This window comes from Sphingomonas sp. R86521, assembly GCF_042466235.1.
GTDB lineage: Bacteria > Pseudomonadota > Alphaproteobacteria > Sphingomonadales > Sphingomonadaceae > Sphingomonas.
Window position 1 is genome coordinate 744,213 of sequence record NZ_JAXHBY010000001.1, and the last position, 26,007, is coordinate 770,219.

At 67.5% G+C, this 26,007-nt stretch carries 25 protein-coding genes; 11 read left to right on the forward strand and 14 right to left on the reverse strand.

The annotated features are described in order from the left end of the window. Positions 1-15: 15 nt before the first annotated feature. The 5 genes from SJY20_RS03585 to SJY20_RS03605 form a co-directional block, all read right to left on the reverse strand. On the reverse strand, positions 16-501 hold the full coding sequence (locus SJY20_RS03585; protein ID WP_380785231.1) for a hypothetical protein: 486 nt from the start codon (positions 499-501) through the stop codon (positions 16-18). A gap of 55 nt (positions 502-556) precedes the next feature. After that, positions 557-2,359, reverse strand: coding sequence for a glucans biosynthesis glucosyltransferase MdoH (gene mdoH, locus SJY20_RS03590; RefSeq protein ID WP_380785232.1), 1,803 nt, complete (start codon positions 2,357-2,359; stop codon positions 557-559). A gap of 2 nt (positions 2,360-2,361) precedes the next feature. After that, positions 2,362-3,840, reverse strand: coding sequence for a glucan biosynthesis protein (locus tag SJY20_RS03595; RefSeq protein ID WP_380785233.1), 1,479 nt, complete (start codon positions 3,838-3,840; stop codon positions 2,362-2,364). A 121-nt stretch (positions 3,841-3,961) separates the two neighbouring features. Then, positions 3,962-4,525 carry a DedA family protein gene (locus SJY20_RS03600; RefSeq protein WP_380785234.1) on the reverse strand — a complete coding sequence of 188 codons (564 nt, stop codon included), beginning with the start codon at positions 4,523-4,525 and terminating at the stop codon, positions 3,962-3,964. Positions 4,526-4,675: 150 nt separating this feature from the next. Beyond that, complete coding sequence (locus SJY20_RS03605) at positions 4,676-5,185, reverse strand: DNA-deoxyinosine glycosylase (RefSeq protein WP_380785235.1); 510 nt, start codon at positions 5,183-5,185, stop codon at positions 4,676-4,678. A gap of 162 nt (positions 5,186-5,347) precedes the next feature. Here SJY20_RS03605 and SJY20_RS03610 point away from each other — a divergent pair, with 162 nt between their 5' ends. Then, positions 5,348-7,387: a prolyl oligopeptidase family serine peptidase gene (locus SJY20_RS03610; protein WP_380785236.1), complete on the forward strand. Its 2,040-nt coding sequence runs from the start codon at positions 5,348-5,350 to the stop codon at positions 7,385-7,387. Positions 7,388-7,497: 110 nt separating this feature from the next. Here the strand turns inward: SJY20_RS03610 and SJY20_RS03615 are convergent, their stop codons facing one another. Next, complete coding sequence (locus SJY20_RS03615) at positions 7,498-8,436, reverse strand: DUF808 domain-containing protein (RefSeq protein ID WP_380785237.1); 939 nt, start codon at positions 8,434-8,436, stop codon at positions 7,498-7,500. Positions 8,437-8,568: 132 nt separating this feature from the next. On the opposite strand from SJY20_RS03615, the gene SJY20_RS03620 reads away from it, so the two are divergent. Next, positions 8,569-9,588: an adenosine deaminase gene (locus SJY20_RS03620; RefSeq protein ID WP_380785238.1), complete on the forward strand. Its 1,020-nt coding sequence runs from the start codon at positions 8,569-8,571 to the stop codon at positions 9,586-9,588. Positions 9,589-9,713: 125 nt separating this feature from the next. Next, the gene (locus SJY20_RS03625; protein ID WP_380785239.1) at positions 9,714-10,799 is read left to right on the forward strand and encodes a bile acid:sodium symporter family protein; all 1,086 of its coding nucleotides are present in this window, start codon (positions 9,714-9,716) and stop codon (positions 10,797-10,799) included. A 46-nt stretch (positions 10,800-10,845) separates the two neighbouring features. On the opposite strand, the gene SJY20_RS03630 is transcribed toward SJY20_RS03625, so the two are convergent. From SJY20_RS03630 to pyk, 3 genes are all read right to left on the reverse strand, one after another. Beyond that, positions 10,846-11,034 carry a YbdD/YjiX family protein gene (locus SJY20_RS03630; protein WP_380785240.1) on the reverse strand — a complete coding sequence of 63 codons (189 nt, stop codon included), beginning with the start codon at positions 11,032-11,034 and terminating at the stop codon, positions 10,846-10,848. Next, on the reverse strand, positions 11,031-13,085 hold the full coding sequence (locus SJY20_RS03635; protein ID WP_380785241.1) for a carbon starvation CstA family protein: 2,055 nt from the start codon (positions 13,083-13,085) through the stop codon (positions 11,031-11,033). Before SJY20_RS03635 ends, SJY20_RS03630 begins: the two co-directional genes overlap by 4 nt. Before the next feature lie 151 nt (positions 13,086-13,236). Then, entirely contained in the window at positions 13,237-14,691 is a 1,455-nt protein-coding gene (pyk, locus tag SJY20_RS03640; protein ID WP_380785242.1) for a pyruvate kinase, read from the reverse strand. A gap of 83 nt (positions 14,692-14,774) precedes the next feature. On the opposite strand from pyk, the gene SJY20_RS03645 reads away from it, so the two are divergent. From SJY20_RS03645 to SJY20_RS03655, 3 genes are all read left to right on the forward strand, one after another. Further along, on the forward strand, positions 14,775-15,068 hold the full coding sequence (locus tag SJY20_RS03645) for a DUF1244 domain-containing protein (RefSeq protein ID WP_380785243.1): 294 nt from the start codon (positions 14,775-14,777) through the stop codon (positions 15,066-15,068). Positions 15,069-15,229: 161 nt separating this feature from the next. Next, on the forward strand, positions 15,230-15,472 hold the full coding sequence (locus tag SJY20_RS03650) for a DUF2312 domain-containing protein (protein WP_197942503.1): 243 nt from the start codon (positions 15,230-15,232) through the stop codon (positions 15,470-15,472). 333 nt (positions 15,473-15,805) lie between these two features. Beyond that, positions 15,806-16,225 carry a nuclear transport factor 2 family protein gene (locus tag SJY20_RS03655; RefSeq protein ID WP_380785244.1) on the forward strand — a complete coding sequence of 140 codons (420 nt, stop codon included), beginning with the start codon at positions 15,806-15,808 and terminating at the stop codon, positions 16,223-16,225. 36 nt (positions 16,226-16,261) lie between these two features. Here SJY20_RS03655 and SJY20_RS03660 read toward each other — a convergent pair whose 3' ends face one another. Continuing rightward, positions 16,262-17,725 carry a helicase HerA domain-containing protein gene (locus SJY20_RS03660; protein ID WP_380785245.1) on the reverse strand — a complete coding sequence of 488 codons (1,464 nt, stop codon included), beginning with the start codon at positions 17,723-17,725 and terminating at the stop codon, positions 16,262-16,264. 79 nt (positions 17,726-17,804) lie between these two features. Between SJY20_RS03660 and SJY20_RS03665 the strand changes: the two genes are divergently transcribed. The 4 genes from SJY20_RS03665 to SJY20_RS03680 all read left to right on the forward strand — a co-directional run bounded on the left by SJY20_RS03665 (position 17,805) and on the right by SJY20_RS03680 (position 21,182). After that, positions 17,805-18,344, forward strand: a complete 540-nt coding sequence (locus tag SJY20_RS03665) for a DUF1003 domain-containing protein (protein ID WP_380785246.1) — start codon at positions 17,805-17,807, stop codon at positions 18,342-18,344. Between the two features lie 30 nt (positions 18,345-18,374). Next, positions 18,375-19,118 carry a YebC/PmpR family DNA-binding transcriptional regulator gene (locus tag SJY20_RS03670; RefSeq protein ID WP_380785247.1) on the forward strand — a complete coding sequence of 248 codons (744 nt, stop codon included), beginning with the start codon at positions 18,375-18,377 and terminating at the stop codon, positions 19,116-19,118. A 189-nt stretch (positions 19,119-19,307) separates the two neighbouring features. Next, on the forward strand, positions 19,308-19,808 hold the full coding sequence (gene ruvC, locus SJY20_RS03675) for a crossover junction endodeoxyribonuclease RuvC (RefSeq protein ID WP_380785248.1): 501 nt from the start codon (positions 19,308-19,310) through the stop codon (positions 19,806-19,808). A gap of 72 nt (positions 19,809-19,880) precedes the next feature. Next, positions 19,881-21,182 carry a class I SAM-dependent methyltransferase gene (locus SJY20_RS03680; protein ID WP_380785249.1) on the forward strand — a complete coding sequence of 434 codons (1,302 nt, stop codon included), beginning with the start codon at positions 19,881-19,883 and terminating at the stop codon, positions 21,180-21,182. 10 nt (positions 21,183-21,192) lie between these two features. On the opposite strand, the gene SJY20_RS03685 is transcribed toward SJY20_RS03680, so the two are convergent. Next, positions 21,193-21,831, reverse strand: a complete 639-nt coding sequence (locus SJY20_RS03685) for a DedA family protein (RefSeq protein ID WP_380785250.1) — start codon at positions 21,829-21,831, stop codon at positions 21,193-21,195. Between the two features lie 73 nt (positions 21,832-21,904). Here SJY20_RS03685 and SJY20_RS03690 point away from each other — a divergent pair, with 73 nt between their 5' ends. After that, complete coding sequence (locus tag SJY20_RS03690; protein ID WP_380785251.1) at positions 21,905-22,717, forward strand: aldo/keto reductase; 813 nt, start codon at positions 21,905-21,907, stop codon at positions 22,715-22,717. Positions 22,718-22,957: 240 nt separating this feature from the next. On the opposite strand, the gene SJY20_RS03695 is transcribed toward SJY20_RS03690, so the two are convergent. The 3 genes from SJY20_RS03695 to SJY20_RS03705 form a co-directional block, all read right to left on the reverse strand. Beyond that, positions 22,958-24,343: a UdgX family uracil-DNA binding protein gene (locus tag SJY20_RS03695; RefSeq protein WP_380785252.1), complete on the reverse strand. Its 1,386-nt coding sequence runs from the start codon at positions 24,341-24,343 to the stop codon at positions 22,958-22,960. A 124-nt stretch (positions 24,344-24,467) separates the two neighbouring features. Continuing rightward, complete coding sequence (locus SJY20_RS03700; RefSeq protein WP_380785253.1) at positions 24,468-25,718, reverse strand: putative DNA modification/repair radical SAM protein; 1,251 nt, start codon at positions 25,716-25,718, stop codon at positions 24,468-24,470. Between the two features lie 99 nt (positions 25,719-25,817). Then, complete coding sequence (locus SJY20_RS03705) at positions 25,818-26,003, reverse strand: hypothetical protein (protein ID WP_380785254.1); 186 nt, start codon at positions 26,001-26,003, stop codon at positions 25,818-25,820. Positions 26,004-26,007: the final 4 nt, after the last annotated feature.

Below are 26,007 nucleotides of genomic sequence, written 5' to 3' on the forward strand. Positions count from 1 at the left end.
TCGCGTTGCCGCGTCTCAGCCCCTGAGCACGCCCTGCGACGGCTCTTCGATCAGTGCCCTGGCGGTCTTGTAGCAATCCTCGATATGCGCGTTGCCGACCAGCTTCATCGCGCCGAAGCTGATCGATGCGGCGACCACCGAGCCGGCGAACGGCACGAACTTCGCCACCGATCCGACCGCCAGGCGGGCGCCGATGCGGCGGAGCAGGCCGGCGACGATGCGCTTGGTAACCATCCGGCCGATCATGTTGTTGCCCATGCTGGATGCGACCACGAACACCTGCTGTGCGAGGTGCGGCTCCATCTTTTCGACCTGCTCGTGATCGAGCTGGAAGCGTTCGCTGATCTTTGGCAGCAACGTCGTCAGCAGCCCGATATCGGCGACCAGGTCCGCGCCCGGGATCGGCACCACCGCGGCCCCCGCCGACATCAGCGAGCGGTTGGTGACGAGGCGGCGGGTCTCGTCGCGGATGCGGTCGAGTTCCGCGAGGCTGGTGATCATGCTGTCGTCCTGAAAAGAGGTGCGGGGATAACGCGCATGACGATGCGAAGTGCCGCTAGGTCGCGGGCGACAATAATCGTGGTGAATCGCCGGACACGATCGGCGAGCCCGGAACCTGGAAATACCCGGAATCCGCCATTGCCTGCCCGCGCGCGCTGCTGGCGGTCCAGATCGCGAGGACGGGCGCGAGCAGCAGGCCCAGCGTGACCGGGATCAGCCACAACGCGGTGATCGGCGCGAACGGCGAGAGCAGCAGGAAGGCGAACCCCAGCGCCATGTGCCAGCGATAGCGCGGGAAGGCGTCGGCCCAGGACAGCCCGTCGCGGTTGCGGTTCTGCGGTGCCCAGCCGGAGGGGCGACCGCGGACGATATTGATCAGGTCGATCGTCTGGGTCAGCGCGGTGACGGGAGCGACCAGCATCGACAGCGGGATGTCGAACGCCACCGAGCGCAGGATCGCGCGGCGTCCACCGAACGCGGCACGGCATGCCGGATTGGAGAGCGCCCAGATCACGCTGAGCAGCTTCGGTCCGAACAGCAGAACTAAAGTGATGCCGAACACCTGCAGCGACACCGCCGAGTTGCCGCCCGAACCGACTAGCGTGGTCTGGCCCGCGAGCGCCTGCGCGATGGTCGTCGCGATCAGCACCAGCCACGCCGGCGAGGTGATATAGGCCGACGCACCGATCAGCAGCTGCAACCGGCTGATCCAGTGGAACCCCGCGCTGTCGAGCAGGCGGAGATGCTGGATATTGCCCTGTGCCCAGCGCCGGTCACGGACCGCCTGGTCGATCAGCGTCGGGGGATATTCCTCGTGGCTGTCCTCGATCATGATCATGTGCACCGCCCAGCCGCGGCGGCGCAGCAGTGCGGCTTCGACCATGTCGTGGCTCATGATCGCGCCGCCGAACGGGGGATTGCCGGACAGGTCGGGGAGCCCGCAACTGGATGCGAAAGCTGTCACGCGGACCAGCGCGTTGTGACCCCAGAAGGTCGCCTCAGCGCCCGACCACCAGACCAGGCCCGCGGTCGAGATCGGGCCGTAGAGCCGGCTGGCGAACTGCATCCAGCGCTGGAACAGCGTCTGTGCGTCGATCACGGTCGGGACGGTCTGCAACAGGGCGATACCGGGGCGCTGCTCCATGACCTGCGCCATCCCGACCATCGCGCGGCCGCCCATCAGGCTGTCGGCGTCGAGCATCATCATATAGTCGTAGGCGCTGCCGAAGCGGCGGATCCATTCGGCGACGTTGCCGGGTTTCCGCCCGATATTGTGCGTGCGGCGGCGGTAATAGACGGGGACGGCGGCGCGCGGGGCCAGTGCCTCCCAGGCGGCGAACTCCTCGGGCTCGGCGGCGGGGCCGGAATCGCTGAGGATGAAGAAGTCGAACAGGTGCGCGGCGCCGGCATCGGCGAGCGAACGCGCCATCCGCTCGACGCGGCCATAGACCGCGGCGACATCCTCGTTGTGGATCGGCACCAGCACCGCGGTGCGGCCGGTCAGCGTCCCCGCCGACGACGGAGCGGGGACGAACCCGGGATGCGATCCGGTGATCAGCAGGACGAAGCCGATCGCGGCGTTGAGGAAGCCGAACGCGATCCAGCCGAACAGCGGGAAAAACAGCAGCAGCAGTGCGACGTCCCAGGCGTCGATGCCGTCCTGGATCAGCGATTCGCGCAGCGTCGTCGAGGCGGCAGTGGCGAACAGGCCGGTCAGCAGCACCAGCAGCACGCGGCGGCTGAGCATGTCGGCGGGTTCGACGGTCTGGCCGTCGGCGACCGGCGCGTTGGGACGGGGCGGTTCGCCGAAGCGCTGCACCGGCATCGCGATCGGGGCTTCGGGGGGGAGCGGGCGCATCGTCAGAAGATCGGCGCGAGGACGGTCTCGCTCAGCGAGGTGGTGCCCCGCTTCAGGTACAGCCGGACGTCGGCGGGGCCGCTACCCTCGGGGGCGATATCGGCGGTGACGCGCCAGCGGTTGGGCTGGCCGACCACCGGATAGGCGGCGCTGGCGAGCAGTTTCCCGCGGGCGACGTCGATCTGCGGGATGACGCCGCTCGAGCGGTCGAGCCCGGCAAGGCCGGGGCCGACGAAATCGACGACGAGCTTCTTCGCGCCGGCAATCGCCTCGCCACCCGGGCGACCCGCGGTGCCGCGCCAGGTTTCGACCGCGTGCGCGGCAGTGGCGAGCGTCGGGTCGGTCGAGCCCCAGTCGAGCGCATAGTCGAACTGCAGCCGCTGACCCTTTCGCACCGGGGCGGCGGGGACCCAGAAGGCGACGATGTTGTCGACCGTCTCGGCCGCGGTCGGGAACGCGAACAGCGTCACCGCGCCCTTGCCCCACTGGCCCTGCGGCTGGACCCAGAGGTTCGCGCGACGATCGTAGAACGCGCCATCGTCCTGGTAATGATCGAACGCGCGGTCGCGCTGGATCAGCCCGAAGCCGCGTGGGTTCTCATCTTGGAAGCTGTCGGTGGTCTCGTGCGGCGGGTTGACCAGCGGGCGCCAGATCCGCTCGCCGGCGCCGGTGTGGAGCGCGAGCCCGTCCGAATCGTGGATCTCGGGACGCCAGTCGCTGCCCGCAGCGCGGTTGCCCTCGCCGTACCAGAACATGCTGGTCGCGGGCGCGATGCCGAGCCGCTGGATGTCGCGGCGGATGTTGAGGACCGACGAGACGCGTTGGCGGACGCCGTTCGCGTGGGTCGATTCGAAGCGATAGGCGCCGGTCAGGCTGGGGCCGTCCATCAGCGCATAGATGGTGTAGGCCTGTGCGCCGGTGCGCTCGATCCAGAATTCGGTGAAGTCGGGAAATTCCTCCTTGCCGGCGATCCCGGTGTCGATCGCGATGCCGCGCGCGGACAGGCCGTACTGGTCCTGCGATCCCGCGGTGCGGAAATAGCTGGCGCCCATGAACGCCATCCAGTCGCTCTTGCCGCCGGGCGCCATCGCGCGGAACCCGGCGATGCCGAGTGCAGGGGCGTGGCCGGCCTCGCTCTCGAACAGGTCGGGCGTGAAGGGCACCGGGGTGGCGCGGCCGTTCTCGACGATGTTGATCGCGACCGGGGTGGGGGCGTAGCGGCCGAGCGGGAACAGCCGGATGCCGCCGGCGAGTTCACGCGCCTCGCGGTACCGGATCGATCCGATCTTGTCGTAGTCGATCGCCGCTGCGGCTGGGACCTTGGTCGGTGCCACATAGGGTTGCCGGGCCAGCGCGGCGGCGCGGGCCTGCAGCGTGTCCCAAGTGAACGGCGTGCCGGGCGTCGAGGCGGCGCGCGCCTGGGCCGCCGCCATCAGCGCGGCGAGACCCGCCAGCATTTCGCGTCGATGAAGCTCGACCATGTCTTTCCCCGCGTCTTTGCACGCGCCCGCGATCGTTACGGACTAGTTTCGTTGCTGCAACGCAACATGACTATCCGTGTTCCTTAACGTCGCTCAAGGGAAATGCGACCGTCCGGGCCCGTCACGCCCTGGTGCGATAGCGCCGCCACACCCGCAGGCCGATGAAGATCGCCGCGACGACACCGGCCAGGATCGCGATTCCGACCAGCTTGCTGTGATGGCCTCCGAGCAGCGCCAGCACGCGGTCGCCGAACAGATAGCCGATCGCGGTGAACACTGCCGCCCAGACGGTCGCGGAGATCGCGTTGAGCACGACGAAGGTCCGGGCCGGCACGTGACTGGTGCCGATCGCGACCGGGCTGATGGTGCGCAGGCCGTAAAGGAAGCGGAACCCGAGGATGAACGCGGTCGGGTGGCGATCGAGCGTCTGCAGCGCGCGGGTGAAGGCGGGCCGCTCGGTCATCCGGCGGACGCGCGCGGTATCGCGGTAGCGGCGGCCGAGGAAGAAGAAGAGCTGGTCGGCGGCGAACGATCCGGTCGCTGCGGCGATCCCGGTGCCGACGAGCGGCAACAGATTCTGGTGCGCGAGCAGGCCGCCGGTGACGACGCTGGTCTCGCCCTCGAACCCCGCGCCGAGGAAGATCGCGGCGAGGCCGTATTTGGTGATGAACGATTCGATCGACATGCTGCGGCTTTGGCGGATGACGGCGGGTAGGGCCAGTGTGCCGCGGCGTCATCCTGACGAAAGTCAGGATGACGGGAGAGGGGGGTGACCACTGCGGCTCCGTCATCCCGGGCTTGTCCCGGGATCCAGGGTAACGAGCGTCGTCCGGTGTTACCCTGGATCCCGGGACAAGCCCGGGATGACGAAGGGTTTGAGCGCGTCCCAGGCCGGCTGCTTGGCGGCTAGGCCGACGGTGTGGAGCGGGCTGCTCGAGGGAAGCGCGATGCGTTCGATCTCGAGACCGGCCAGCAACCGCGTTCCGTGCTTCGCGGCGGTGGCGCCGTTGAAGGCAATCGCCTGGAGTTCGGGCAGCGACGTGGCGAGTGCGGCGATGTCGTTGCCGGCGATATCGCGGATCGCTGCGTCGGTGCTGCCGGGGCGGTGCGCGGAGGCGACGACGTCCCACAAACCGATGCCGCGGGCGAGCAGCGCGGCGAGGCGATCTTCGTACGGGAGCGTGTGCAGGTCGCGGCCGACGACCGGCGACATCAGCCGCCAGAACTGGTTCTGCGGGTGCGCGTAATAGCGCGCTTCGGCGAGCGAGCGGTCGCCGGGGAGACTGCCGAGGACGAGCAGGCGGGTGTTCGGGGCTACGACCGGGGGGAAGGACGATTTTAGCATGCGATCCTACGTACCGTCGTCACCCCGGACTTGTTCCGGGGTCCATCTTGCCGCGTACTCTACGGGCCGCTGGGTGTGCGACGCCATGGATGCCGGAACAAGTCCGGCATGACGGGGGCGGGAGATTGCGAGTGGTCCCATAACGGGCTTATGCTCGCTCCCATGAAAATGCTCCTCTCCGCCAGCCTCGCCGCCATCGCGATCGCCAGCCCTGCCACCGCCCGCCAGCTGACCATCGACGATGTCGTCGGGCTTTCGCGCGTGTCGGCGCCTGCGGTTTCGGCCGATGGCCATTGGCTCGTCTGGCAGCAGCGCGAGACCGATCTGGCTGCGGACAAAGGCTGGTTCGACCTGTGGCGGCTCGACCTGACCAAAAAGGGCGCGTCGCCGGAGAAGCTGGTGGCGGAGCCGACCGCCAACGAGACCGCGCCAGCGTTCTCGCCCGACGGCAGGACGGTCTATTTCCAGTCCGACAAGGGGCATGACGATGGCGTCTGGTCGGTGCCGATCACCGGCGGCGCACCGAAGCAGCTGACGACGGTCAAGGGCGGGATCGGCGGGTTCAAGGTGGCGCCGACCGGCGACAAACTGCTGGTCTGGGCGGACCGCACGCCCGGCGCGCCGAGCCTGGAACCGGCGATGGTCAAGACGGATCCGAATGCGGGCGGTGCGCGCACCTATGACCAGCTGTTCGTGCGGCATTGGGATACTTGGGCGGACGGGAGCCGGTCGCAGCTGTTCGTGCTGCCGCTGACGCCCGACGGCGCGGCGGGCAACGGGGTTGCGATCGGCGGGCGGCTGATCGGCGACACCCCGTCGAAACCGTTCGGTGGGGGCGAGGAACTGGCCTGGTCGGCGGACGGCAGGACGGTGTATTTCGCGCTGCGCGAGGCCGGGCGGATCGAGCCGCTGTCGACCAATATGGATATCTTCGCGGCCCCCGCGGATGGATCGTCGGCACCGGTCAACCTGACCAAGGACAATGAGGGGACCGATACCGCGCCGGCGGTGTCGCCGGACGGCAAGTGGCTGGCGTACACGTCGATGAAGCGCGCGCGCTACGAGGCGGACCGGCTGGTGCTGAAGCTGCGCAACCTCGCGACCGGCGAGACCCGCGCGCTGACCGAGGGCTGGGACCGATCGGTCGCGTCGGTCGCGTGGAGCCCCGATGGCAAGCGCATCCTGGTCACCGCCGAGGATATTCAGGAAACGCCGATCTGGTCGGTCGATCCGGCGAGCGGAAAGGTCGCGCGGCTGACCGGTGTGGGCAATGTCAGCGCGGTGGTGCCGACCGCGAAGGGTGCCGTGTTCGCGATGAACAGCCTGGTCGCGCCGGACGATTTCTACCGGATCACGGGCAGCGGCAAGCCGGTGCGGCTGACCTCGGTCAACGCGACCAGGCTGGCCGGGATCGAGATGCCGGTCGTCACGCGGTTCAGCTTTGCCGGCGCGGGCGGCGACACGGTGTGGGGCTATGCGGTGAAGCCGGTCGGGATCACGGGGAAGCTGCCGGTCGCGTACATGGTGCATGGCGGGCCGCAGGGGTCGAGCAACAACAGCTGGTCGTATCGCTGGAACCCGGCGGTTTTCGCGGGCGCCGGATACGGGCTGGTCGCAGTCGATTTCCACGGGTCGACCGGCTACGGGCAGGCGTTTACCGACGCGATCCGCGGCGACTGGGGCGGCAAGCCGCTCGAGGACCTGAAGCTCGGCCTGGCGGCGGCGACGCAGAAGTTCGGCTGGCTCGACGGTGACCGGGCGTGCGCGCTGGGGGCGTCGTATGGCGGCTATATGATGAACTGGTTCGAGAGCCAGTGGCCCGACCGCTTCAAGTGCATCGTGCAGCATGACGGCGTGTTCGACGCGCGGGCAATGGCGTACGAGACCGAGGAACTGTGGTTCGACGAATGGGAGCATGGCGGGCACCCCTATTACGAGAATCCGGCCGCGTTCGAGAAATGGAACCCGGTGAACTACGTCGACAAGTGGAAGACGCCGATGCTGGTGATCACCGGGGAGAAGGATTTCCGGATCCCGTACACACAGGGGATCGCGAGCTTTACGGCGCTGCAGCGGCGGGATGTGCCGTCGCGGCTGCTGGTGTTCCCAAATGCGAGCCACTGGGTGCAGCGGCCGAAGGATAGCCGGCAATGGTATGGCGAGGTGATCGGGTGGATGGACAAGTGGACGGGGAAGAAGTGAGCCCCAACCCGTGAACTCCAGGCAGTTCCCCGGCGGACGCCGGGGCCCAGGGTAACGAAGCGCAGCGCGTGGGACCCTGGGCTCCTGCCTTCGCAGGAGAACGGGAAATATCAGTGCTTGCCGCGGGCCTTGTGGATCAGGTGCACGATCCCGGCGACTGCGCTGCCGAGGATCATGCCGATGATGCCGGCGCCCAGCGCGTTGACGACCCACGACACCACACCCTTGCCGACCGGGACCGCAGCCGCCGCGCCCTCCGCCGCGTCGTGGATCGCATGTGGGATCGTCGTCAGCCCGTAGCCCTCGATGCCGTGGACGATGATCCCGCCACCGACCCAGATCATCGCCGCGGTGCCGATGATCGACAGCGCGTTCATGATGATCGGCATGCCCTTGACCAGCCCGCGGCCGACCGCCTGGACGCCGGCGTTGCTCCGTTCCGCCAGATGCAGGCCGATATCGTCCATCTTCACGATCAGCGCGACCACGCCGTACACGCCGATGGTGATCGCGATGCCGACGAACGCCAGTACGATCGCCTGTTCCCAGATCGGCTTGTCCGCGACTTCGGACAGCGCGATCACCATGATCTCGGCAGAGAGGATGAAGTCGGTGCGGATCGCGCCCGAGACTTTTGAATCCTCCAGCGCCTTGGGGTCGGTGGCGACCTCTTCCTCGGCCTCGGCATGCGCGCCGCCGAACGCTTCCAGGATCTTCTCGGCCGCCTCGAAGCAGAGATAGGTGCCGCCGATCATCAGCAGCGGGGTCAGCGCCCAGGGTGCGAACGCGCTGAGCGCGAGGGCTGCGGGGAGGATGAAGAGCAGCTTGTTGCGGAACGAGCCGAGCGCGATCCGCCAGATCATCGGCAGTTCGCGCTTGGGCGAGAAGCCGACCATGTAGCGCGGCGTCACCGCGGCATCGTCGACCACCACGCCCATCGCCTTGCTGCCGGCTTTGCCCGCGGCGGCGGCGACGTCGTCCAGGCTGGCGGCGGCAAGCTTGGTGATTCCGGCGATGTCGTCGAGCAGCGCTACCAGTCCTGTGGGCATCGATGGTGTCTTTCGTAATGTATCGGCGCTCGGTAACGTGACAGGATTGTCATGCAACGCCTTTCGCCCTTGCGGTAGTGCGCGGCGCGCGGAATGGTTGCAGGCGAGACGCCCAAAGCGACAGGACCCGTTATGCCCGCTCCCCTGACCGACGCCTTCATCACCAATCTGCCCAAGGCGGAACTCCATCTGCATATCGAGGGCAGCCTGGAGCCCGAGCTGATGTTCGCGCTGGCGGCGCGCAACAAGGTCGCGATCCCGTTCGCCAGCGTCGAGGATGTGCGCGCGGCGTACAGCTTCACCAACCTGCAGACCTTCCTCGACATTTATTATGCCGGCGCCGCGGTGCTGAAGACCGAGGAGGATTTCCGCGACCTGGCGGTCGCGTATTTCGACCGGGTGGCGATGGACGGCGTGGTCCATGCCGAGATATTCTTCGATCCGCAGACGCATACGCACCGGGGCATCCCGTTCGACGTGGTCGCGGCCGGGCTGTTCGCGGGGATCGACGAGGCCAAGGCGAAGCACAATATGAGCGTCGGCCTGATCATGAGCTTCCTGCGGCATCTGCCCGAGGAGGATGCGTTCGAGACGTTCGCGCAGGCCGAGCCGTGGCTCGACCGGCTGATCGGCGTGGGCCTCGATTCCTCGGAAGTCGGCAACCCGCCGTCGAAGTTCGCGCGGGCGTTCGCCGCGGCGGGCGATGCCGGGCTGATGCTGTGCGCGCATGCCGGGGAAGAGGGGCCGGCGGAATATGTGCACGAGGCGCTCGACGTGCTGCATGTCGACCGGATCGATCACGGCAACCGCGCGCTCGAGGACCCGGCGCTGGTCGCGCGGCTGGCGCGCGATGCGATGACGCTGACGGTGTGCCCGCTGTCGAACGTCGCGTTGCGCAACGTCGACCGGCTGGAGAATCATCCGATCGACCGGATGCTCGATCTGGGCTTGCGCGCGACGATCCATTCGGACGATCCGGCCTATTTCGGCGGGTATATCGGCGAGAATTTCCGGGCGACCGCGGCGGCGCGGAATTTGTCGCGCGAACAGGTGGTAACGCTGGCGCGCAACAGCTTCCTGGGGAGTTTCCTGGATGACGAGACGCTGAGCGGGCATCTTGCTTCGCTCGATGCGTATGTGAAGGCGGGCTGAGGGCAGCATCCCGGGCCGTCATCCCCGCGGAGGCGGGGACCCATATGCTCTAACGTCGGTGATCGGCCGCTCGACTAGCCAATATGGGTTCCCGCCTCCGCGGGAATGACGAATGTGAGAATTTTATGATCAGACGCTTCCTCGCGGTGTTCGAGCCGTTCATCCTGATGCTGCTCGGCACCGTCGTGCTGGCGAGCTTCCTTCCCGCGCGCGGCGTGTGGGCGACCGTGGCGAGTTACGCCGCGGACATCGCGATCGTGCTCCTCTTCTTCCTGCACGGGGCGAAACTGTCGCGCGAGGCGATCGTGGCGGGGTTGCGGAACTGGAAGCTGCATCTGGCGGTGCTGGCGGTGACGTTCGTCGCGTTCCCGCTGCTCGGGCTGGGGATGCGTGCGTTGCCGTTCCTCGATCCGCGGCTGGCGGCGGGGTTGCTGTTCCTGACGCTGCTGCCGTCGACGGTGCAGTCGTCGATCGCGTTCACGGCGATCGCGCGCGGCAATGTCGCGGCGGCGGTGTGCAGCGCGTCGTTTTCGAACCTGATCGGGATCGTCGTGACGCCGGCGCTGGTTGCGCTGCTGATGTCGACCAGCGGCAGCGGCGGGGTGTCGATCGGCAGCGTCGAGGCGATCGTGCTGCAGCTGCTGGTGCCGTTCGTCGCCGGACACCTGTTGCGGCCGTGGATCGGTGCGTGGGTCACGCGGCGCAAGGCGATGCTGACATTGGTCGATCGCGGGTCGATTCTGCTGGTGGTCTATAGCGCGTTCGGCGCGGCGGTGGTCGAGGGGCTGTGGCACCGCGTGTCCGCCGGGGACCTGGTGCTGGTGAGCGTGCTATGCTGCGTGCTGCTGGCGTTCGTGCTAGCGCTGACGCTGGCGGTGGCGCGGCTGATGAAGCTGCCGCGTGAGGATGCGATCGTGCTGCAGTTCTGCGGGTCGAAGAAGAGCCTGGCGTCGGGGGTGCCGATGGCGGGAGTGCTGTTCCCGGCGGCGCAGGTCGGAGTGATCCTGTTACCGGTGATGCTGTTCCACCAGATCCAGCTGATCGCGTGCGCGGTGATTGCGCGGCGATATGCGGGGGGGCGGTCGTTACCCCGGCTGATCCGCCGTCGTCCTGATCAACGCGGTCAATCTAACTCCCGCCCGTCATCCTCACTCCCGCCCGTCATCCTGACGAAAGTCAGGACCCAGGGTCACGAACGTCAGCGCCTGTAACCCTGGGTCCTGACTTTCGTCAGGATGACGGAAGGGGGGTATGTGTTCAGCAACACCTTCCGCCGCCCTTGGCGCCGTAGCGCGCTTGCTGGCGGTCCCGGAAGAAGGTCTTTTCGTCCATCGCCTCGTGATCGGGGTGCCGTTCGGCCATGTGCGCGCGGTAGGCCGTGTAGGACGGCACGCCGACCATCAGCAGCGCAGTCTCGCGGGCGCGGGCGAGCAGCGCGCGGATCATTCCGCGGCGACCAGCTGCGGCGGGACTTCGCTGACCGTCGGCCGGTCGGTGCGGAGCGCGACGAGGCAGGTGCGGATGCCGAAGCCGAGGATCGACACGACGACGGCGAGGAACAGCGCGATCAGCGCGGCGTCGATGCGGTCGTTGAAGACGATGCGGTGCATCTCGGCCATCGTCTTGGCCGGCGCGAGGATCTGCCCGCGCGCCGCGGCGTCGCCGAACTTGTCGGCATGCGCCAGGAAGCCGACCTTCACGTCGCCGGAGAACAGCTTCAGCACTCCGGCGCTGATCGTGCACAGGCAGAGCCATGCGGCGGGGAGGATCGTCACCCAGGCGAAGCGCTGGCGCTTCATCCGGAACAGCACGACCGTCGCGAGTACCAGCGCGACCGCAGCGAGCATTTGGTTCGAGATGCCGAACAGCGGCCACAGCGTGTTCACCCCGCCCAGTGGGTCGGTGACGCCCTGATAGAGGAAGAAGCCCCACGCGATCACGCACAAAGCGGTGGCGATGATCCCGGGGACGATTGCGGAGGCATTGCGGAACGACGGCACGACCAGCCCGATTAGGTCCTGCAGCATGAAGCGCCCGGCGCGGGTGCCGGCGTCGACCGCGGTGAGGATGAACAGCGCCTCGAACAGGATCGCGAAATGGTACCAGAACGCCTTCATCGCGGGGCCGCCGACGACGTTGGAGAAGATCTCCGCCATCGCCACCGCCAGCGTCGGCGCGCCGCCGGTGCGGCTGATGATCGTCGCCTCGCCGACGTCCTTGGCGGCCTGCGTCAGCGCGTCGGGGGCGATCAGGAAGCCCATCTTGCTGACCGCGGTCGCGGCCGAGACCGCGTCGGTGCCGACCACCGCGGCGGGGCTGTTCATCGCGAAATAGAGGCCGGGATCGAGGATCGTCGCGCCGACCAGCGCCATGATCGCGACGAAGCTCTCCATCAGCATCGCGCCGTATCCGATGAACGGCGCGTCGCCTTCGCTGGCGATGAGCTTCGGCGTGGTGCCGCTGGCGATCAGCGCGTGGAAGCCCGAGACCGCGCCGCACGCGATGGTGATGAACAGGAACGGGAACAGCCCGCCCGACCAGACCGGGCCGCTGCCGTCGATGAATTTGGTGAGCGCGGGCATTTTCAGCGGCGGCGCGACGATCGCGATGCCGATCGCGAGCGCGACGATCGCGCCGATCTTCAGGAAGGTCGACAGATAGTCGCGCGGAGCAAGGAGGAGCCAGACGGGCAGGACCGAGGCGACCGCGCCGTAGCCGACCATCAGCACGCAGAGCTGCACCGGGGTCAGCGTGAAGATCGGGCCCCACACCGGCGACGCCGCGACGCTGCCGCCATAGACGATCGCGAGCAGCAGGCCGATGACGCCGAGGACCGAGACCTCGCCGACCTTACCGGGGCGGATCCAGCGGGTATAAATGCCCATCGCGAAGGCGAGCGGGATCGTCGCGGCGACGGTGAACAGCCCCCACGGACTGCCGGCGAGCGCGCGGACGACGATCAGCGCGAGCACCGCGAGGATGATCACCATGATCGCGAACGCGCCGACCAGCGCGATCACGCCGGGGATCGCGCCCATCTCCATGCGGATCAGTTCGCCGAGCGAACGGCCGTCGCGGCGCATCGAGATGAACAGCACCATGAAGTCCTGCACCGCGCCCGCCAGCACGACGCCGGCGAGAATCCAGAGCGTGCCGGGAAGATAGCCCATCTGCGCGGCGAGCACCGGGCCGACCAGCGGTCCGGCGCCGGCGATGGCGGCGAAATGGTGGCCGAACAGGACGTTGCGATCGGTCGCGACATAGTCGAGCCCGTCGGCGCGGCGGATCGCCGGGGTGTCGCGGCTCGGGTCGAGCTGCATGACGTGGCGGGCGATGTAGCGGGCGTAGAAGCGATAGGCGATCAGGTTGATCGAGACCGACGCGGCGACGATCCACAGCGCGTTGACATGTTCGCCGCGGACGAATGCGATGACGGCCAGCGCACACGCCGCGAGCACGCCGAGCGCACCCCAGCCGAGTTTTTCGCGTAGCGTCATGCGGTACCCTCTTGGTCAGTCGCGAACCACGTCGAGCCGCGTGCTCTTCGTCATACAGTCAGCCGTTCTCCTGCGAAAGCAGGAGCCCAGGGTTACTAGGACCATCGCCCGTGACCCTGGGCTCCTGCTTTCGCAGGAGAACGGCTGCGTATTATTTACGCCCCTCGAGCTCGTCGCCGACGATCCGCACCACATGCAGCACGTTGGTCGACCCCGGCGTGCGGAACGGCACGCCGGCCATCACGATGACGCGGTCGCCGGCCTTGGCCATGTTGTGGCGCAGCGCCATGCGCTTGGACTTGCCGACCATGTCCTCGAACGATTCGACGTCGCGGGTGTGGACCGCATGGGTGCCCCACAGCAGCCCGAGGCGCCGTGCGGTCTCGAGGCTGGGGGTCAGCACCAGCAGCGGTACGCCGGGCCGCTCGCGCGCGATCCGGCGGGCGGTCGATCCCGAGGTGGTGAAGCAGATGATCGCCACCGCGGACACCGTCGCGGCGATGTTCTTCGCCGCCTCGGCCAGCGCGTCGGCGGTCGTCGGATCGGGCTTGGTGACGGTGAAGTGCATGCGGTCGCCGTGTTCGGGATCGCCCTCCACCGAGACGCCGATCGCGTTCATCATCGCGACCGATTCGACCGGCCAGTCGCCGGCGGCGCTTTCCGCGGACAGCATGATCGCATCGGCACCGTCATAGATCGCGGTGGCGACGTCGGAGACTTCGGCACGGGTCGGCGACGGCGAGGTGATCATCGATTCGAGCATCTGCGTCGCGACCACCACCGGGCGGCCGAGCCGGCGCGAGACCTCGACGATGCGCTTCTGCAGCGGCGGCACCGCCTGTGGCGGCATCTCGACGCCGAGATCGCCGCGCGCGACCATCACGCCGTCGCAGGCCTCGACGATCTCGACCAGCCGGTCGATCGCCGCGGGCTTCTCGATCTTCGCCAGCAGGGCTGCCTTGCCGCCGATCAGTTTGCGCGCTTCCCACAGATCCTCGGGGCGCTGGACGAACGACAGCGCGATCCAGTCGACGCCCTGGTCGACAGCGAAGGCTAAGTCGCTGATGTCCTTCGTCGTCAACGCCGCCATCGGCAGCACGACGTCGGGGACGTTCAGCCCCTTGTTGTTCGACAGCATGCCGCCGACCACGACCAAAGTCTCGATCTGCGTCGGGCCGTGTGCGGTGACGCGGAGCACCAGCTTGCCGTCGTCTAGCAACAGCCGCGCGCCGGTCTCGATGCCTTCGAAGATCTCGCGGTGAGGCAGTTCGACGCGGGTAGCGTCGCCCGGCGTCGGGTCGCGATCGAGCAGGAACGTGGTGCCGGTCTTCAGCTCGACTTTCCCCGCGGCGAACTTGCCGACGCGCAGTTTCGGACCCTGAAGATCGGCGAGGATCGTCGTCGGGCGCCCGAAATCCTGCTCCATCGCGCGGATCGCCTGGATCACCGCGATCTTGGAGGCCTGGTCGCCGTGGCTCATGTTGATGCGGAACGCGTCCGCGCCCGCTTCGAACAGCGTCGCGATCATCTCCGGGCTGCTGCTCGCGGGGCCGAGCGTCGCGAGGACGCGAACCTTCCGGGGCCGGGGGGATATCGCCTTCGTCATTCAGCTCTCCTGGGCCTTTGCCGGTTGCTGCCTTAGCCCCTATCTCGATGCGATCAACAACTAGCGGATCATGGGACGCGATAATGGACAGACTGGAAGAGCTCGACGATGCCGTAGCGGCAGCGGCGTTCCGGCGGCTCGTGCGGCACCTGCGCCACCGCGACGATGCGCAGAACATCGACCTGATGGGATTGGCCGGGTTCTGCCGCAACTGCCTGTCCGACTGGGTCGAGGAAGCTGGGGCGATGGACAAGGATGCCGCGCGCGAGACGGTGTACGGCATGCCCTATGCGCAGTGGAAGGCGGAGCACCAGGGCGACGCGACCCCGGAGCAGCTCGAACGGATGCGGGTGAGCGTCGCCAAGAACGCCCATTAACGCCGGCCGCGCGCCGGGTCGCTTGAGCCGCGAACGGTTAACGCCTAGATGCGGCGCCGCACCGGGTAGCGCGATTCACCGGCGGTCCTCGTGACGCCGATCGCGCCCGGTCTTTTTCTAGAGCGAATGGGGATATCATGACGGACGAACGCCAACACGGCATGGGCGGCGGCGCGGTCGCGGCGGACGAACTGCGGCTGCTGATCGAGCGCGCCGAGCGGCTCGAGGAAGAGAAGAAGGGCATTTCGGACGACATCAAGGACGTGATGGCCGAGGCCAAGGGCCGTGGCTACGACCCCAAGGCGATCCGCAAGATCCTGTCGATCCGGAAGAAGAAGAAGGAAGAGTATCAGGAGGAGGAGGCGATCCTCGAAGTGTACCTCCAGGCGCTGGGGATGATCTGACGGGAGCCGCTTCGTCTGGTGGCTGGGTGCAAGCCGAGGATCGGCGGGGCGGATGTCGTGCGTGGTACTCTGGATCCTGGCGTTCGCCAGGATGACGGGAGTGGGGCGGGGAGCGTGATGCGGCGCCGTTGGCCGTTCGTCGTCCCCCCGTTCGTCACCCCCACTTTCCGTCATCCCAGCGAAGGCTGGGATCCAGAGTTACGGACGCTGCGCCCCGTTACTCTGGGTTCTGGCGTTCGCCAGGATGACGGAGAGTGCAGCGGGTTGATATGCAACGCCCGGCGTGTATTGCTGTACTAAGTCATTACGACGGGGGCGAGCATGCGGGTATCGATGGGTTTGTGTCTTCTTGCAGTGGCGGCGCCGGCTGCGGCGCAGACCGATGCGCAGGCGCTGGCGCAGCGCGCCGAGGCGTTCGTGCGGGTGCGCAACGCGTTCGACCAGGCGGCGATGACCGCGATGATGGCGCCGGACTATCAGGAGATATCGCCGGTCGGCGAGGTCGATTCGCGCGAGCGGGTGATCGGGTTCTACGCGGCGGACAAGAAGCAGCCTGCGCCGCCGATGACGATCAGCGAGACGGTCGCGCGACCGGCTGGCCAGATCGGCGCGGTGACGATGCGGATCGCCTATGCGATGCCCGGCAAGGACGGCCAGGTGCAGACCCGGGCGATGCGGGTCGGCTTCGTAGCGCGCAAGGTTGGTGGCGCGTGGCAGTTCGTTACGGTTCAGTTCACGCCGATCCGCGGCTGAGGCAGTTCACCCCGATCCGCGGCTAGCAGTTCGGGGCTAGGCCGCTTCCGCCGGCAACGTCGTCCAGCCTAGCCCGGGGATCGTGATCGAGCGCTTGCCCGCCAGGTCGGTGCGGCAGACGATCAGGTTGCGGCTCTCGATATAGCCGATCAGGCGTTTCACGCGGCCGAGCGAGCTGGTGCCGTAGGTCGCGGCGATGCGCGCGTCCGACGGGCAGGGTTCGCCTTCGCGCGCGGCGCGGGCGACCAGCAGGAACGCGCCGAGCATGTCGTCGGGCAGGCCGCTGGCCACGTCGAGCGCGGCAGTCCACGCCTCGTCGGTCATGTCGAAGATGCCCGCGCGTGCGCAGCTGAGGCGACGGACGAAGCCCGGCAGGTCGAGCGGCGGCTTGGCGAGGCCGCCCATCCGGCAGCGGACCTGGAAATCCTGGAACAGCACCGATGGCGGGCGCAGCGACGATTCGGCGTCGGCGACGATCGCGCGGAAGACGTCGGCATAGATCGCCTCGACCTCGTCGTCGGTCTTGTCGGGGGGCGGCGGCGCGGCGGTGCGCGGCTCAGGCGCACGGGCGATGCCCTCCAGCAGCTCCTCGGCCGGTACCCGACGCGGGCGCGAATCGAACATCAGGCCGAGTTCGGGCGCGTCGACCACGGGTTCGGACAGCAGGTCCTGCAGGTCCATCGGCGCGGCGCTGGGCAGCGGGGTGAGCTTGGGGCTGCCGCTGCGTGCGGAGGTTTCGACTTCGCCGATCTTGACCGTGATGGGGCGGCGGGAAACCGCGGGACCCAGCGCCATGAAGGTGCCACGCTGCAGATCGCGGATCGCCTCGGCCTGGCGACGTTCCATGCCGAGCAGGTCGGCGGCGCGCGCCATGTCGATATCCAGGAAGGTGCGGCCCATCAGGAAGTTCGACGCCTCCGCCGCGACGTTCTTGGCGAGCTTGGCCAGCCGCTGCGTCGCGATCACCCCGGCGAGGCCACGCTTGCGGCCGCGGCACATCAGGTTGGTCATCGCCGCGAGCGAGGCGCGGCGGACCTCCTCCGACACTTCGCCGCCGGCGACCGGCGCGAACATCTGCGCCTCGTCGACCACCACCAGCACCGGGTACCAATGTTCGCGCGGGGCATCGAACAGCGCCGACAGGAACGACGCGGCGCAGCGCATCTGGCCCTCGACCTCCAGCCCCTCCAGGCTGAGCACCGCCGAGGTGCGATGTTCGCGCAGCCGGGTCGCGATCCGCGAAATCTCGCGCTCGCTATACTCGCCGGCCTCGATCACGACATGGCCGTGCGGGCCGGCGAGCGTCACGAAATCGCCTTCGGGGTCGATCACGATCTGCTGGACGTGGCCCGCCGAGCGTTCGAGCAGGCGGCGCAGCAGATGCGATTTCCCCGACCCCGAATTGCCCTGCACCAACAGGCGGGTGGCAAGCAGTTCCTCAAGGTCCATCGCCACGGCGGCGCCACTGCCGTCGGTTCCCATATCTACGCGTACCGTCATCGCCGGCGTTTGGCAGGTCGGGCGCCCCTGCGGCAAGCGGCGAGTTCGGATTCGCCACGTTCCACGCTAGGAGATTGCGATGAACCAGGATTCGCTCGACGATCTCTCGCAACGCCTGCTTGGCAAGCCGCCCGGTGCGCTCGACGACGAGGAACGCCGCGTCATCGCCGGGATCCGCGCCGGCACCACCGTCAGCCGCGACGCCGCCGACGTCGCCGACGAACAGTCGAGCTTCGGCGACCGGCTTGCCGACCGGGTCGCGGCGGTCGGGGGATCGTGGGGGTTCATCATCGCGTTTGCGGTCGTGCTGTTCGGGTGGATGATCCTCAACTCCGACATCCTCGGCCATTTCGGACGCGCGTTCGATCCGTACCCGTACATCTTCCTGAATTTGCTGCTGTCGACGCTGGCGGCGATCCAGGCGCCGGTGATCATGATGAGCCAGAACCGGCAATCGGCGAAGGACCGGCTGGCCGCCAGCCTCGACTATGAGACCAACCTGCGCGCCGAGCTCGACATCCTGCGCGTGCATCACAAGATCGACCATATCGTGCTCGACCGGCTCGACGCGATCGAGCGGAAAATCGACGGTCTGGCGAAAACGGTGCCCGGAGCCTAAGAGCGGCGCAACAGCTCAAAAGAGGCACCGATGGCAGGCCATTCCAAATACAAGAACATCATGCATCGCAAGGGTGCGCAGGACAAGAAGCGCTCGTCGGCGTTCAGCAAGCTCAGCCGCGAAATCACCGTCGCGGCCAAGATGGGCCTGCCCGACGTCGACATGAACCCGCGGCTGCGCGCCGCGGTTAATGCGGCCAAGGCGATGTCGCTCCCCAAGGAGAACATTCAGCGCTCGATCGACAAGGCGAGCCGCGGCGACGCCGAGAACTACGAGGAAATCCGCTACGAGGGGTTCGGCCCCGGCGGCGTGTCGCTGATCATCGAGGCGCTGACCGACAACCGCAACCGCACCGCGACCAACGTCCGCGTCGCGGTTGCCAAGAACGGCGGCAATTTGGGCGCCAGCGGTTCGGTGAGCCACGCGTTCGACCGCATGGGGCTGATCTCGTACCCGGCAACCGCGGGCGATGCCGAGGCGGTGTTCGAGGCGGCGCTGGACGCGGGCGCCGAGGACGTGACGTCGAGCGAGGACGGCCACGAGATCTGGACTGCGGTCGGCGACCTGCACGAGGTGGCGAAGGCGCTGGAGGCCAAGCTTGGTGAAGCCGAGGGCGCGAAGCTCGCCTGGCGGCCGCAGGTGATGGTCGATGTCGGCGAGGACGATGCGGCGACGCTGTTCAAGTTAATCGACGTGCTCGACGAGGATGACGACGTGCAGACGGTATGGAGCAATTACGAAGTTTCCGACGAGATTCTGGAGAAACTCGGCTGAGATGAAGAAGGTGGGTTCACGCGGAGGCGCGGAGACGCGGAGAGTTGCGCGTGCGTCGTGTCTCCCCCGCGCCAGCGGGCCATTCCGCGCTTGGCTGACCGCAGGGGCTGAAGTCTCGCTGACGCGAGACGGAAGTCGCGAACGCAACACCTCCGCGTCTCCGCGCCTCCGCGTGAATCACTCTTCTTCGTGATCATCCTTGGCCTCGACCCCGGGCTCGGCACTACCGGCTGGGGGGTGATCCGCGCCGAGGGCAACCGGCTGAGCCATATCGCCAACGGCCAGGTGAAGACCGACCCGTCGATGGCGCTGCCGCGGCGGCTGACGGCGTTGTATGCCGCGTTGATCGACGTGATCCGTGCCGAGCGGCCTGACGGCGCCGCGGTCGAGGAGGTGCTCGGCAACACCAACGCGCAGTCGACGCTGAAGCTGGGGCAGGCGCGGGGCGTCGTTTTGCTCGCAGCGGCTGGGGCGGGGCTTCATATCGGCGAATATCACCCGTCCACCGTCAAGAAGGCGGTGGTCGGATCGGGCGGCGCGGAGAAGCGGCAGATCCAGGCGATGATGGCGGTGCTGCTGCCGGGGACGAAGCTGGCCGGACCCGACGCCGCCGACGCGCTGGCGGTGGCGATCACGCATGCGCATCACCTCGCGAGCGCTCAGGCGCAGGCGCGACGCATCATCGCCTGACTCTTGGGTTGCGCTCGCCGCGATTGGCTGCGAGCAGGACGCGCCGAGCAATCACGGCAGGGGGGGACGAAAATGGCCGATCTGCTCGCCAACGCACGGACGATCATCGCGCATATTGCCGAGCATCTGCAGGCCGATGCGAGCGTCGAGCTGTGGAACGGCGAGGTCGTGCCGCTGGGGCTGAATGCGCGCGACGACATCCGCGTCGTGATCGCATCCCCCGCCGCGATCGGCCGGCTGGTGCGCTCGCCGAAACTGATGACGCTGGTCGAGGTGTATATCGCTGGCGGGATCGACATCCGCGGGGGCAGTCCGCTGGAGGCGCTGGGGCGCTGGGAGCATCTGCGCGCGGTCGGGCTGGTCAAGTCGGTCAACCGCAAGCTGATCATGAAGGCGGCGTGGCCGTTCCTGTTCGCGACCGATGCGGACAAGGGCGCCCTGAGCTTCGGCGACCGGGTCGGCGCGCTGTTTGGCAAGGGTCGCGACGACACCGCGATGATCCAGTTCCATTACGATGTGTCGAACGCGTTCTATCAGTTGTTCCTCGACCCCGAGATGCAATATTCGGCGGCGGTGTTCGCGACGCCCGAGACCAGCCTGGCGGACGCGCAGATCGCCAAGATGGACCTGATCTGCCGCAAGCTGGAACTGGTGCCGGGCGACCGGATGTTCGATCTCGGCTGCGGCTGGGGCGGGCTGGCGTGCCATGCCGCGGAGTTTTTCGGGGCGACCGTGCACGGCGTGACGCTGTCGCAGGAACAGCATGACCTGGCGCAGGCGCGGGTCGCGTCGCGCGGGCTGGGTGACCGGGTGACGATCGAACTGCGCGACTATCGCACGATCGAGACGCCGGGCGCGTACGGCAAGATCGCGCAGATCGGGATGTTCGAGCATGTCGGGATCGACAATCACGACCGGCATTTCGAACAGATGCACCGCCTGCTCGGGCCGCACGGGCTGTATCTGCACCAGGCGACGACGCGGCGCGCGACCCGGGACCTGACGAAATTCCGCAAGCGGACCGCGTATATGGCGGTGATCAACCGCTATATCTTCCCGGGCGGCGAGCTCGATTATATCGGCATGACGACGACCAACCTCGAACGCCACGGCTTCGAGGTGATGGACGTCGAGAGCATGCGCGAACATTATTACCGCTCGCTGAAGGCGTGGAGCGAGGCGCTGTACGCGAATCGCGAGGCGGCGATCGCCGAGGTCGGGCTGACGCGGACGCGGTTGTGGCTATTGTACCTTGCGCTGTCGTGCACCGGGTTCTGGCGCGGCGTGCTGTGCGATTTCCAGACGCTGGCGCAGAAGCGCACGGTCGGGCTGTCGGGGCTGCCGCTGCGCCCAGGGTATCGCGGCAATTCCTAAACTGCGGGTCCTAGGCTGCGGGCGGGCGCTTGAGGCCGCGGACGCGGTGCCAGATGTAGAAGCCGACCAGCGCGATCAGGACCAGGCCGATCACCAGGTCGGCGGAGTGGAACGCCGCCTTGACGCGCGGATCGCTGTCCCATTTGTCGCCGAGCTTCATGCCGACCCACGCCAGGCCGAAGCACCACGGCCAGGAGCCCAGGAAGGTGTAGAGGTGGAACGGTACCAGCTTCATCCGCGCGACGCCGGCCGGGAACGCGATGAACGAGCGGATCACGGGAAGCAGCCGGCCGATCAGCACCGCGGCCGAGCCCCAGCGCGCGAAGAAACGGTCGGCGGCGTCGAGTTCGCCCGGGCCGATCAGCAGATAGCGGCCCCAGCGTTCCGCCATCGGCCGGCCGCCGCGCTTGCCGATCTCATAGGCGACGATCGACCCCAGATTGCAGCCGATCGCGCCCGCAGTGGCGGCGAGATACAGGTCGAACCGCCCGGTCGAGACCAGATAGCCCGCGAACGGCATGATGATCTCGGACGGCAGCGGAATGCACGCGCTCTCGATCGCCATCAGCACCGCGATGCCGACATAGCCGCCGGACGAAATCACCCAGATGGTGAAGGTGGCGAGGACGCCCAGGATCTTCTCGAACATGGGGCCGCGATCTGGGGCAAGCCGCGCGGCGGGTCAATCGGAACCGCCCGCGCCCGCCATCGGTTGAGTGGCCATGACAGATCTGAAACTCAACGATGGCCGTAATATGCCCCAGCTCGGCATGGGCACGTGGCAGATTCCCGACAGCCAGGTGGCGGCGATCGTCCGCCAGGGCCTCGATATCGGGTTCCGGCTGGTCGATACCGCGGCGATCTATGAGAACGAGCGCGGTGTCGGCGACGGCTACAAGGGCGAATCGTACGAGGATGGCGGTGCGTTCCTGACCACCAAGCTGTGGAACGACCGGCAGGGCGATGCAGAGGCGGCGCTGGACGAGAGCCTGGCGCTGCTCGGGCTCGACGCGGTCGACCTGTATCTGATGCACTGGCCGGCGCCGGCGCAGGGGCAGTATGTCGAGGCGTGGCAGGCGATGGTGCGCTTGCGCGATGCGGGCAAGACCCGGTCGATCGGCGTGTCGAACTTCCTGCCCGAGCATATCGACGCGATCGTCGCCGCAACCGGCGTGACGCCCGCGGTCAACCAGATCGAGCTGCACCCGAACTTCCAGCAGCGCGAGGCGCGGGAGTATCATGAAGCGCACGGGATCGTGACGCAGAGCTGGAGCCCATTGGGACAGGGTAAGACGCTGCTGACCGACGAGCGGATCGTCACGATCGCCGACAAGCATGGGCGGAGCGCGGCGCAGGTGATCCTGGCGTGGCATCTGGCGCACGGGTTGTCGGTGATCCCGAAGGCGTCGGATGCCGAGCATCTGGGCGATAATTTCGCGGCGTTGGACCTGACGCTGGACGATGAGGACCTGGCGAAGATCGATGCGATGGACGATGCCGGCGGGCGGTTGGGACCTGAGCCGGGGTCGATGTAGGGCGGCTTACGCCTTACATATTACTTCGCTACGGCCCAGTCGCACCAGACTCCACCGGACCGTCACCCCAGCGAAGGCTGGGGTCTCCCGCGGCAATCGCGCACCAGAAGCCACGAGAGACCCCAGCCTGCGCTGGGGTGACGGATGTGGAGGGCATGCGGAAAAGTTGCCGACCATCCGCAGATCCCCAACGAACTGCGGGCCGTCGTCACGCCTTCGCTGGGGTGACGGCGTGAGTAGTCAGGCGATCCGCGATCCCACCGTCCGCAAATCCTCCACGAACCGCGCATATTCCTCCCGTCTCGCGATCTCGTCGGGCAGCCTCAGCAGATAGCTCGGGTGCACCGTGATCCAGGCCTCGCCGCCATCCGGGAGTTGCAGCGCCTGTCCGCGGTTCTTGCCGATCGCCATGACCTTGCCGAACAGCGCGCGCGCGGCGGTCGCGCCCAGCGCCACCGTAACCTTCGGCTTCACCAGCATCTGTTCCTGCTCGAGCCACCACCGGCACGCCTCGATCTCACCGGCGACGGGGCTCTGGTGAATCCGGCGCTTGCCGCGCTGTTCGAACTTGAAGTGCTTCACCGCGTTGGTGACGTAGGCGCGCGCGCGGTCGACGCCGGCTTCGGCCATCGCCTTGTCGAACATCTGTCCGGCGGGGCCGACGAACGGGCGGCCGGCCAGATCCTCCTGGTCGCCGGGCTGTTCGCCGACGAACATCAGCGGCGCGTCGACCGGGCCTTCGCCGAACACTGTCTGGGTTGCGGGCTTGTACAGCGGGCAGCGAGTGCAGCCGGCTGCCTCGTCGCGCAGGGCTTCCCACGAGATCAAGCTGTTGCCGCCGATATGGTCGCGTGACTTCGTGATCATGCCGCTTTCCCTCGCCTGTGCCGCCGCGAGCATGCCGGGGACCAGCGCGGTCTCGGGCATGTTCTTCCAGTATTTCTTCGGCATCTCCTTCAGCATCGCACCGATCTTCACGCGGGCCGGGTTGAAGGTGCTGGCGTAATAGGTCTTCCAGACCTCCTCGGTGGGGTCGCCATCGGGCGCGTCCGCCTTGCTCGCGCCGGGGCCTTCGCTGAGCGCCTTGCCGTCCCAGTGTATCGAGACCTCGGGGGTCAGGATCGACCAGCGCATGCTGGCGAAGCGGTTGACGAAGAACGCGGCGTTGGCGCGGACGATGTGGTGGTCGGGTTCGAACCATGCGACGAACCGCGGTGCGCCGTCGTCGTCCACTTCGCGGAAACGGAGGAAGGCACGCATCTTGTGGATGTCGCGGCGGACGTCCTTGGCGATGCGATCGAGCCGGCGGACCAGCGGGTCGGCGCGATCCTCGATCAGCTTCGGTTCGCGGCGCAGGCGGAAGAGGAGGGTGTAGAGCAGGGCGAAACGTTCGGGATCGCTGCCGAGGATCGCCGAGCGGGCGAGGTCGATGAACGCGCGCGGGACGCTGAAGGCGCCGGGTGCGGGGGCGGGAGCGGGCTCGGCGACGGTCGCGAAGAGATCGGCGGGGGCGTCGCCGACTTGCCAGACGACGTCGTCGGGGGGCACGTCGGCTGCGATCAGGCCGCGCGCGGCGTCGCGCCAGCCGTCGAAATCATCGGGTTCGCTGAGGGTTACGACACGCACGGCGTTTTCTCCCCTCCCTGGAAGGGAGGGGTCGGGGGTGGGTTGCTAGCGTAGGAATGCCGTGGCCGCCCCAAGCCGACCCACCCCCAACCCCTCCCTTCCAGGGAGGGGAGCAGGACGGGGGTCACGCGAACATTTCCATCTGCTTCGGCTTGGGCTTCGGCGCGATCAGGGGGCGGAGGTCGGCGGCGTCGGACAGGACCACCGGACGCCAGTCCTCCGCGATGATGAACGGGCGGAGCTTCGCCACCGACACCGTGAGGCGCGCGATGTCGGCGAGGTGGAGTTTGCGCCAGCGTCGGCTGGTGAGGATGCCGTTGACCGCCTTCACGCCCAGCCCCGGCACGCGCAGCAGCATTTCGCGGGGCGCGCGGTTGACGTCGACCGGGAACGACCCGCGGAATTTCAGCGCCCAGGCGAGTTTGGGGTCGATGTCGAGCGGCAGCATGCCGGTCGCGTCGTCTGCCGCGGCCACCACTTCGGCGGGCGAGAATTCATAGAAGCGCATCAGCCAGTCGGACTGGTAGAGCCGGTGTTCGCGCATCAACGGCGGGCGCTGCAACGGTAGCACCGCGCTGGCATCGGGAATCGGGCTGAACGCCGAATAATAGACGCGGCGAAGTCCGAAGCGGTCGTACAACGTCGAGGCTTTCCGCACGATATCGCCATCGGTCGCGGCGTCGGCGCCAACGATCATCTGCGTCGACTGGCCGGCGGGGGCGTAGCGCGGCGCGGACTTGTACTTCGCCTTGGCATCCTTGCCGTCGGCGATCGACGCCTTGACCTCGGCCATTGCGGTCTCGATCCGGACGCCGTCCTTTTCGGGGGCGAGCCGCTTCAGCCCGCCAACGGTCGGCAGCTCGACGTTGATCGAGAGGCGGTCGGCGTAGAGCCCGGCGCGGTGGACCAGTTCGGGGTCGGCGTCGGGGATCGTCTTGAGGTGGATGTAGCCGCGAAACTGATGGTCTTCGCGCAAGCTGCGCGCGACCTCGACCATCTGCTCCATCGTGTAGTTCGACGACGCGATGATGCCCGAGCTGAGGAACAGCCCCTCGATGTAATTGCGCTTGTAGAAGGCGATCGTCAGGTCGACGACCTCCTTCGCGGTGAAGCGCGCACGACGGACGTTCGAGCTTTTCCGATTGATGCAGTAATGGCAGTCGAAGATGCAGCTGTTGGTCAGCAGGATTTTCAGGAGGCTGATGCAGCGACCATCGGGGGCGTAGGCATGGCAAATCCCCATGCCCTCGGTCGAGCCGAGCCCTTTGCCGTCCTTCGAATTGCGCTTGGCGGTGCCCGACGACGCGCAGGACGCATCGTATTTCGCGGCGTCCGCCAGGATTTCCAGCTTTTCGCGGGTGTCGAGCTGGGCCATGCGTTCTTCCTACGTTCTCACGGGGCCGGTGTCGATTGATCTTGGTCAATACCGGGTATTCGCTTGATACAACGCGGGAATAGGCGGGCGGGGTGCGTGCTAGCCGAACATTCGGACGACATAGCGGATCAGGTCGACGAAGCTGCCGAGGCTGATCGGGAGCAGCAGCAGGACCAGCGCATAGGCGAAGACCAGCCGGCTCAGCGCCTTTTCGTGGCGGAAGACCGGCTTGCGCGGCGGCAGGTCGTCCTTGCGCGGCCAGATGCTCGATTCGTCGAGGAACATGGGC

Excerpts from the sequence above, each read along its gene's own strand:
- SJY20_RS03585 (WP_380785231.1), bottom strand. The coding sequence starts at position 501 with ATGATCACCAGCCTCGCGGAACTCGACCGCATCCGCGACGAGACCCGC.
- mdoH (WP_380785232.1), bottom strand. The coding sequence starts at position 2,359 with ATGCGCCCGCTCCCCCCCGAAGCCCCGATCGCGATGCCGGTGCAGCGC.
- SJY20_RS03595 (WP_380785233.1), bottom strand. The coding sequence starts at position 3,840 with ATGGTCGAGCTTCATCGACGCGAAATGCTGGCGGGTCTCGCCGCGCTG.
- SJY20_RS03600 (WP_380785234.1), bottom strand. The coding sequence starts at position 4,525 with ATGTCGATCGAATCGTTCATCACCAAATACGGCCTCGCCGCGATCTTC.
- SJY20_RS03605 (WP_380785235.1), bottom strand. The coding sequence starts at position 5,185 with ATGCTAAAATCGTCCTTCCCCCCGGTCGTAGCCCCGAACACCCGCCTG.
- SJY20_RS03610 (WP_380785236.1), top strand. The coding sequence starts at position 5,348 with ATGAAAATGCTCCTCTCCGCCAGCCTCGCCGCCATCGCGATCGCCAGC.
- SJY20_RS03615 (WP_380785237.1), bottom strand. The coding sequence starts at position 8,436 with ATGCCCACAGGACTGGTAGCGCTGCTCGACGACATCGCCGGAATCACC.
- SJY20_RS03620 (WP_380785238.1), top strand. The coding sequence starts at position 8,569 with ATGCCCGCTCCCCTGACCGACGCCTTCATCACCAATCTGCCCAAGGCG.
- SJY20_RS03625 (WP_380785239.1), top strand. The coding sequence starts at position 9,714 with ATGATCAGACGCTTCCTCGCGGTGTTCGAGCCGTTCATCCTGATGCTG.
- SJY20_RS03630 (WP_380785240.1), bottom strand. The coding sequence starts at position 11,034 with ATGATCCGCGCGCTGCTCGCCCGCGCCCGCGAGACTGCGCTGCTGATG.
- SJY20_RS03635 (WP_380785241.1), bottom strand. The coding sequence starts at position 13,085 with ATGACGCTACGCGAAAAACTCGGCTGGGGTGCGCTCGGCGTGCTCGCG.
- pyk (WP_380785242.1), bottom strand. The coding sequence starts at position 14,691 with ATGACGAAGGCGATATCCCCCCGGCCCCGGAAGGTTCGCGTCCTCGCG.
- SJY20_RS03645 (WP_380785243.1), top strand. The coding sequence starts at position 14,775 with ATGGACAGACTGGAAGAGCTCGACGATGCCGTAGCGGCAGCGGCGTTC.
- SJY20_RS03650 (WP_197942503.1), top strand. The coding sequence starts at position 15,230 with ATGGGCGGCGGCGCGGTCGCGGCGGACGAACTGCGGCTGCTGATCGAG.
- SJY20_RS03655 (WP_380785244.1), top strand. The coding sequence starts at position 15,806 with ATGGGTTTGTGTCTTCTTGCAGTGGCGGCGCCGGCTGCGGCGCAGACC.
- SJY20_RS03660 (WP_380785245.1), bottom strand. The coding sequence starts at position 17,725 with ATGACGGTACGCGTAGATATGGGAACCGACGGCAGTGGCGCCGCCGTG.
- SJY20_RS03665 (WP_380785246.1), top strand. The coding sequence starts at position 17,805 with ATGAACCAGGATTCGCTCGACGATCTCTCGCAACGCCTGCTTGGCAAG.
- SJY20_RS03670 (WP_380785247.1), top strand. The coding sequence starts at position 18,375 with ATGGCAGGCCATTCCAAATACAAGAACATCATGCATCGCAAGGGTGCG.
- SJY20_RS03680 (WP_380785249.1), top strand. The coding sequence starts at position 19,881 with ATGGCCGATCTGCTCGCCAACGCACGGACGATCATCGCGCATATTGCC.
- SJY20_RS03685 (WP_380785250.1), bottom strand. The coding sequence starts at position 21,831 with ATGTTCGAGAAGATCCTGGGCGTCCTCGCCACCTTCACCATCTGGGTG.
- SJY20_RS03690 (WP_380785251.1), top strand. The coding sequence starts at position 21,905 with ATGACAGATCTGAAACTCAACGATGGCCGTAATATGCCCCAGCTCGGC.
- SJY20_RS03700 (WP_380785253.1), bottom strand. The coding sequence starts at position 25,718 with ATGGCCCAGCTCGACACCCGCGAAAAGCTGGAAATCCTGGCGGACGCC.
- SJY20_RS03705 (WP_380785254.1), bottom strand. The coding sequence starts at position 26,003 with ATGTTCCTCGACGAATCGAGCATCTGGCCGCGCAAGGACGACCTGCCG.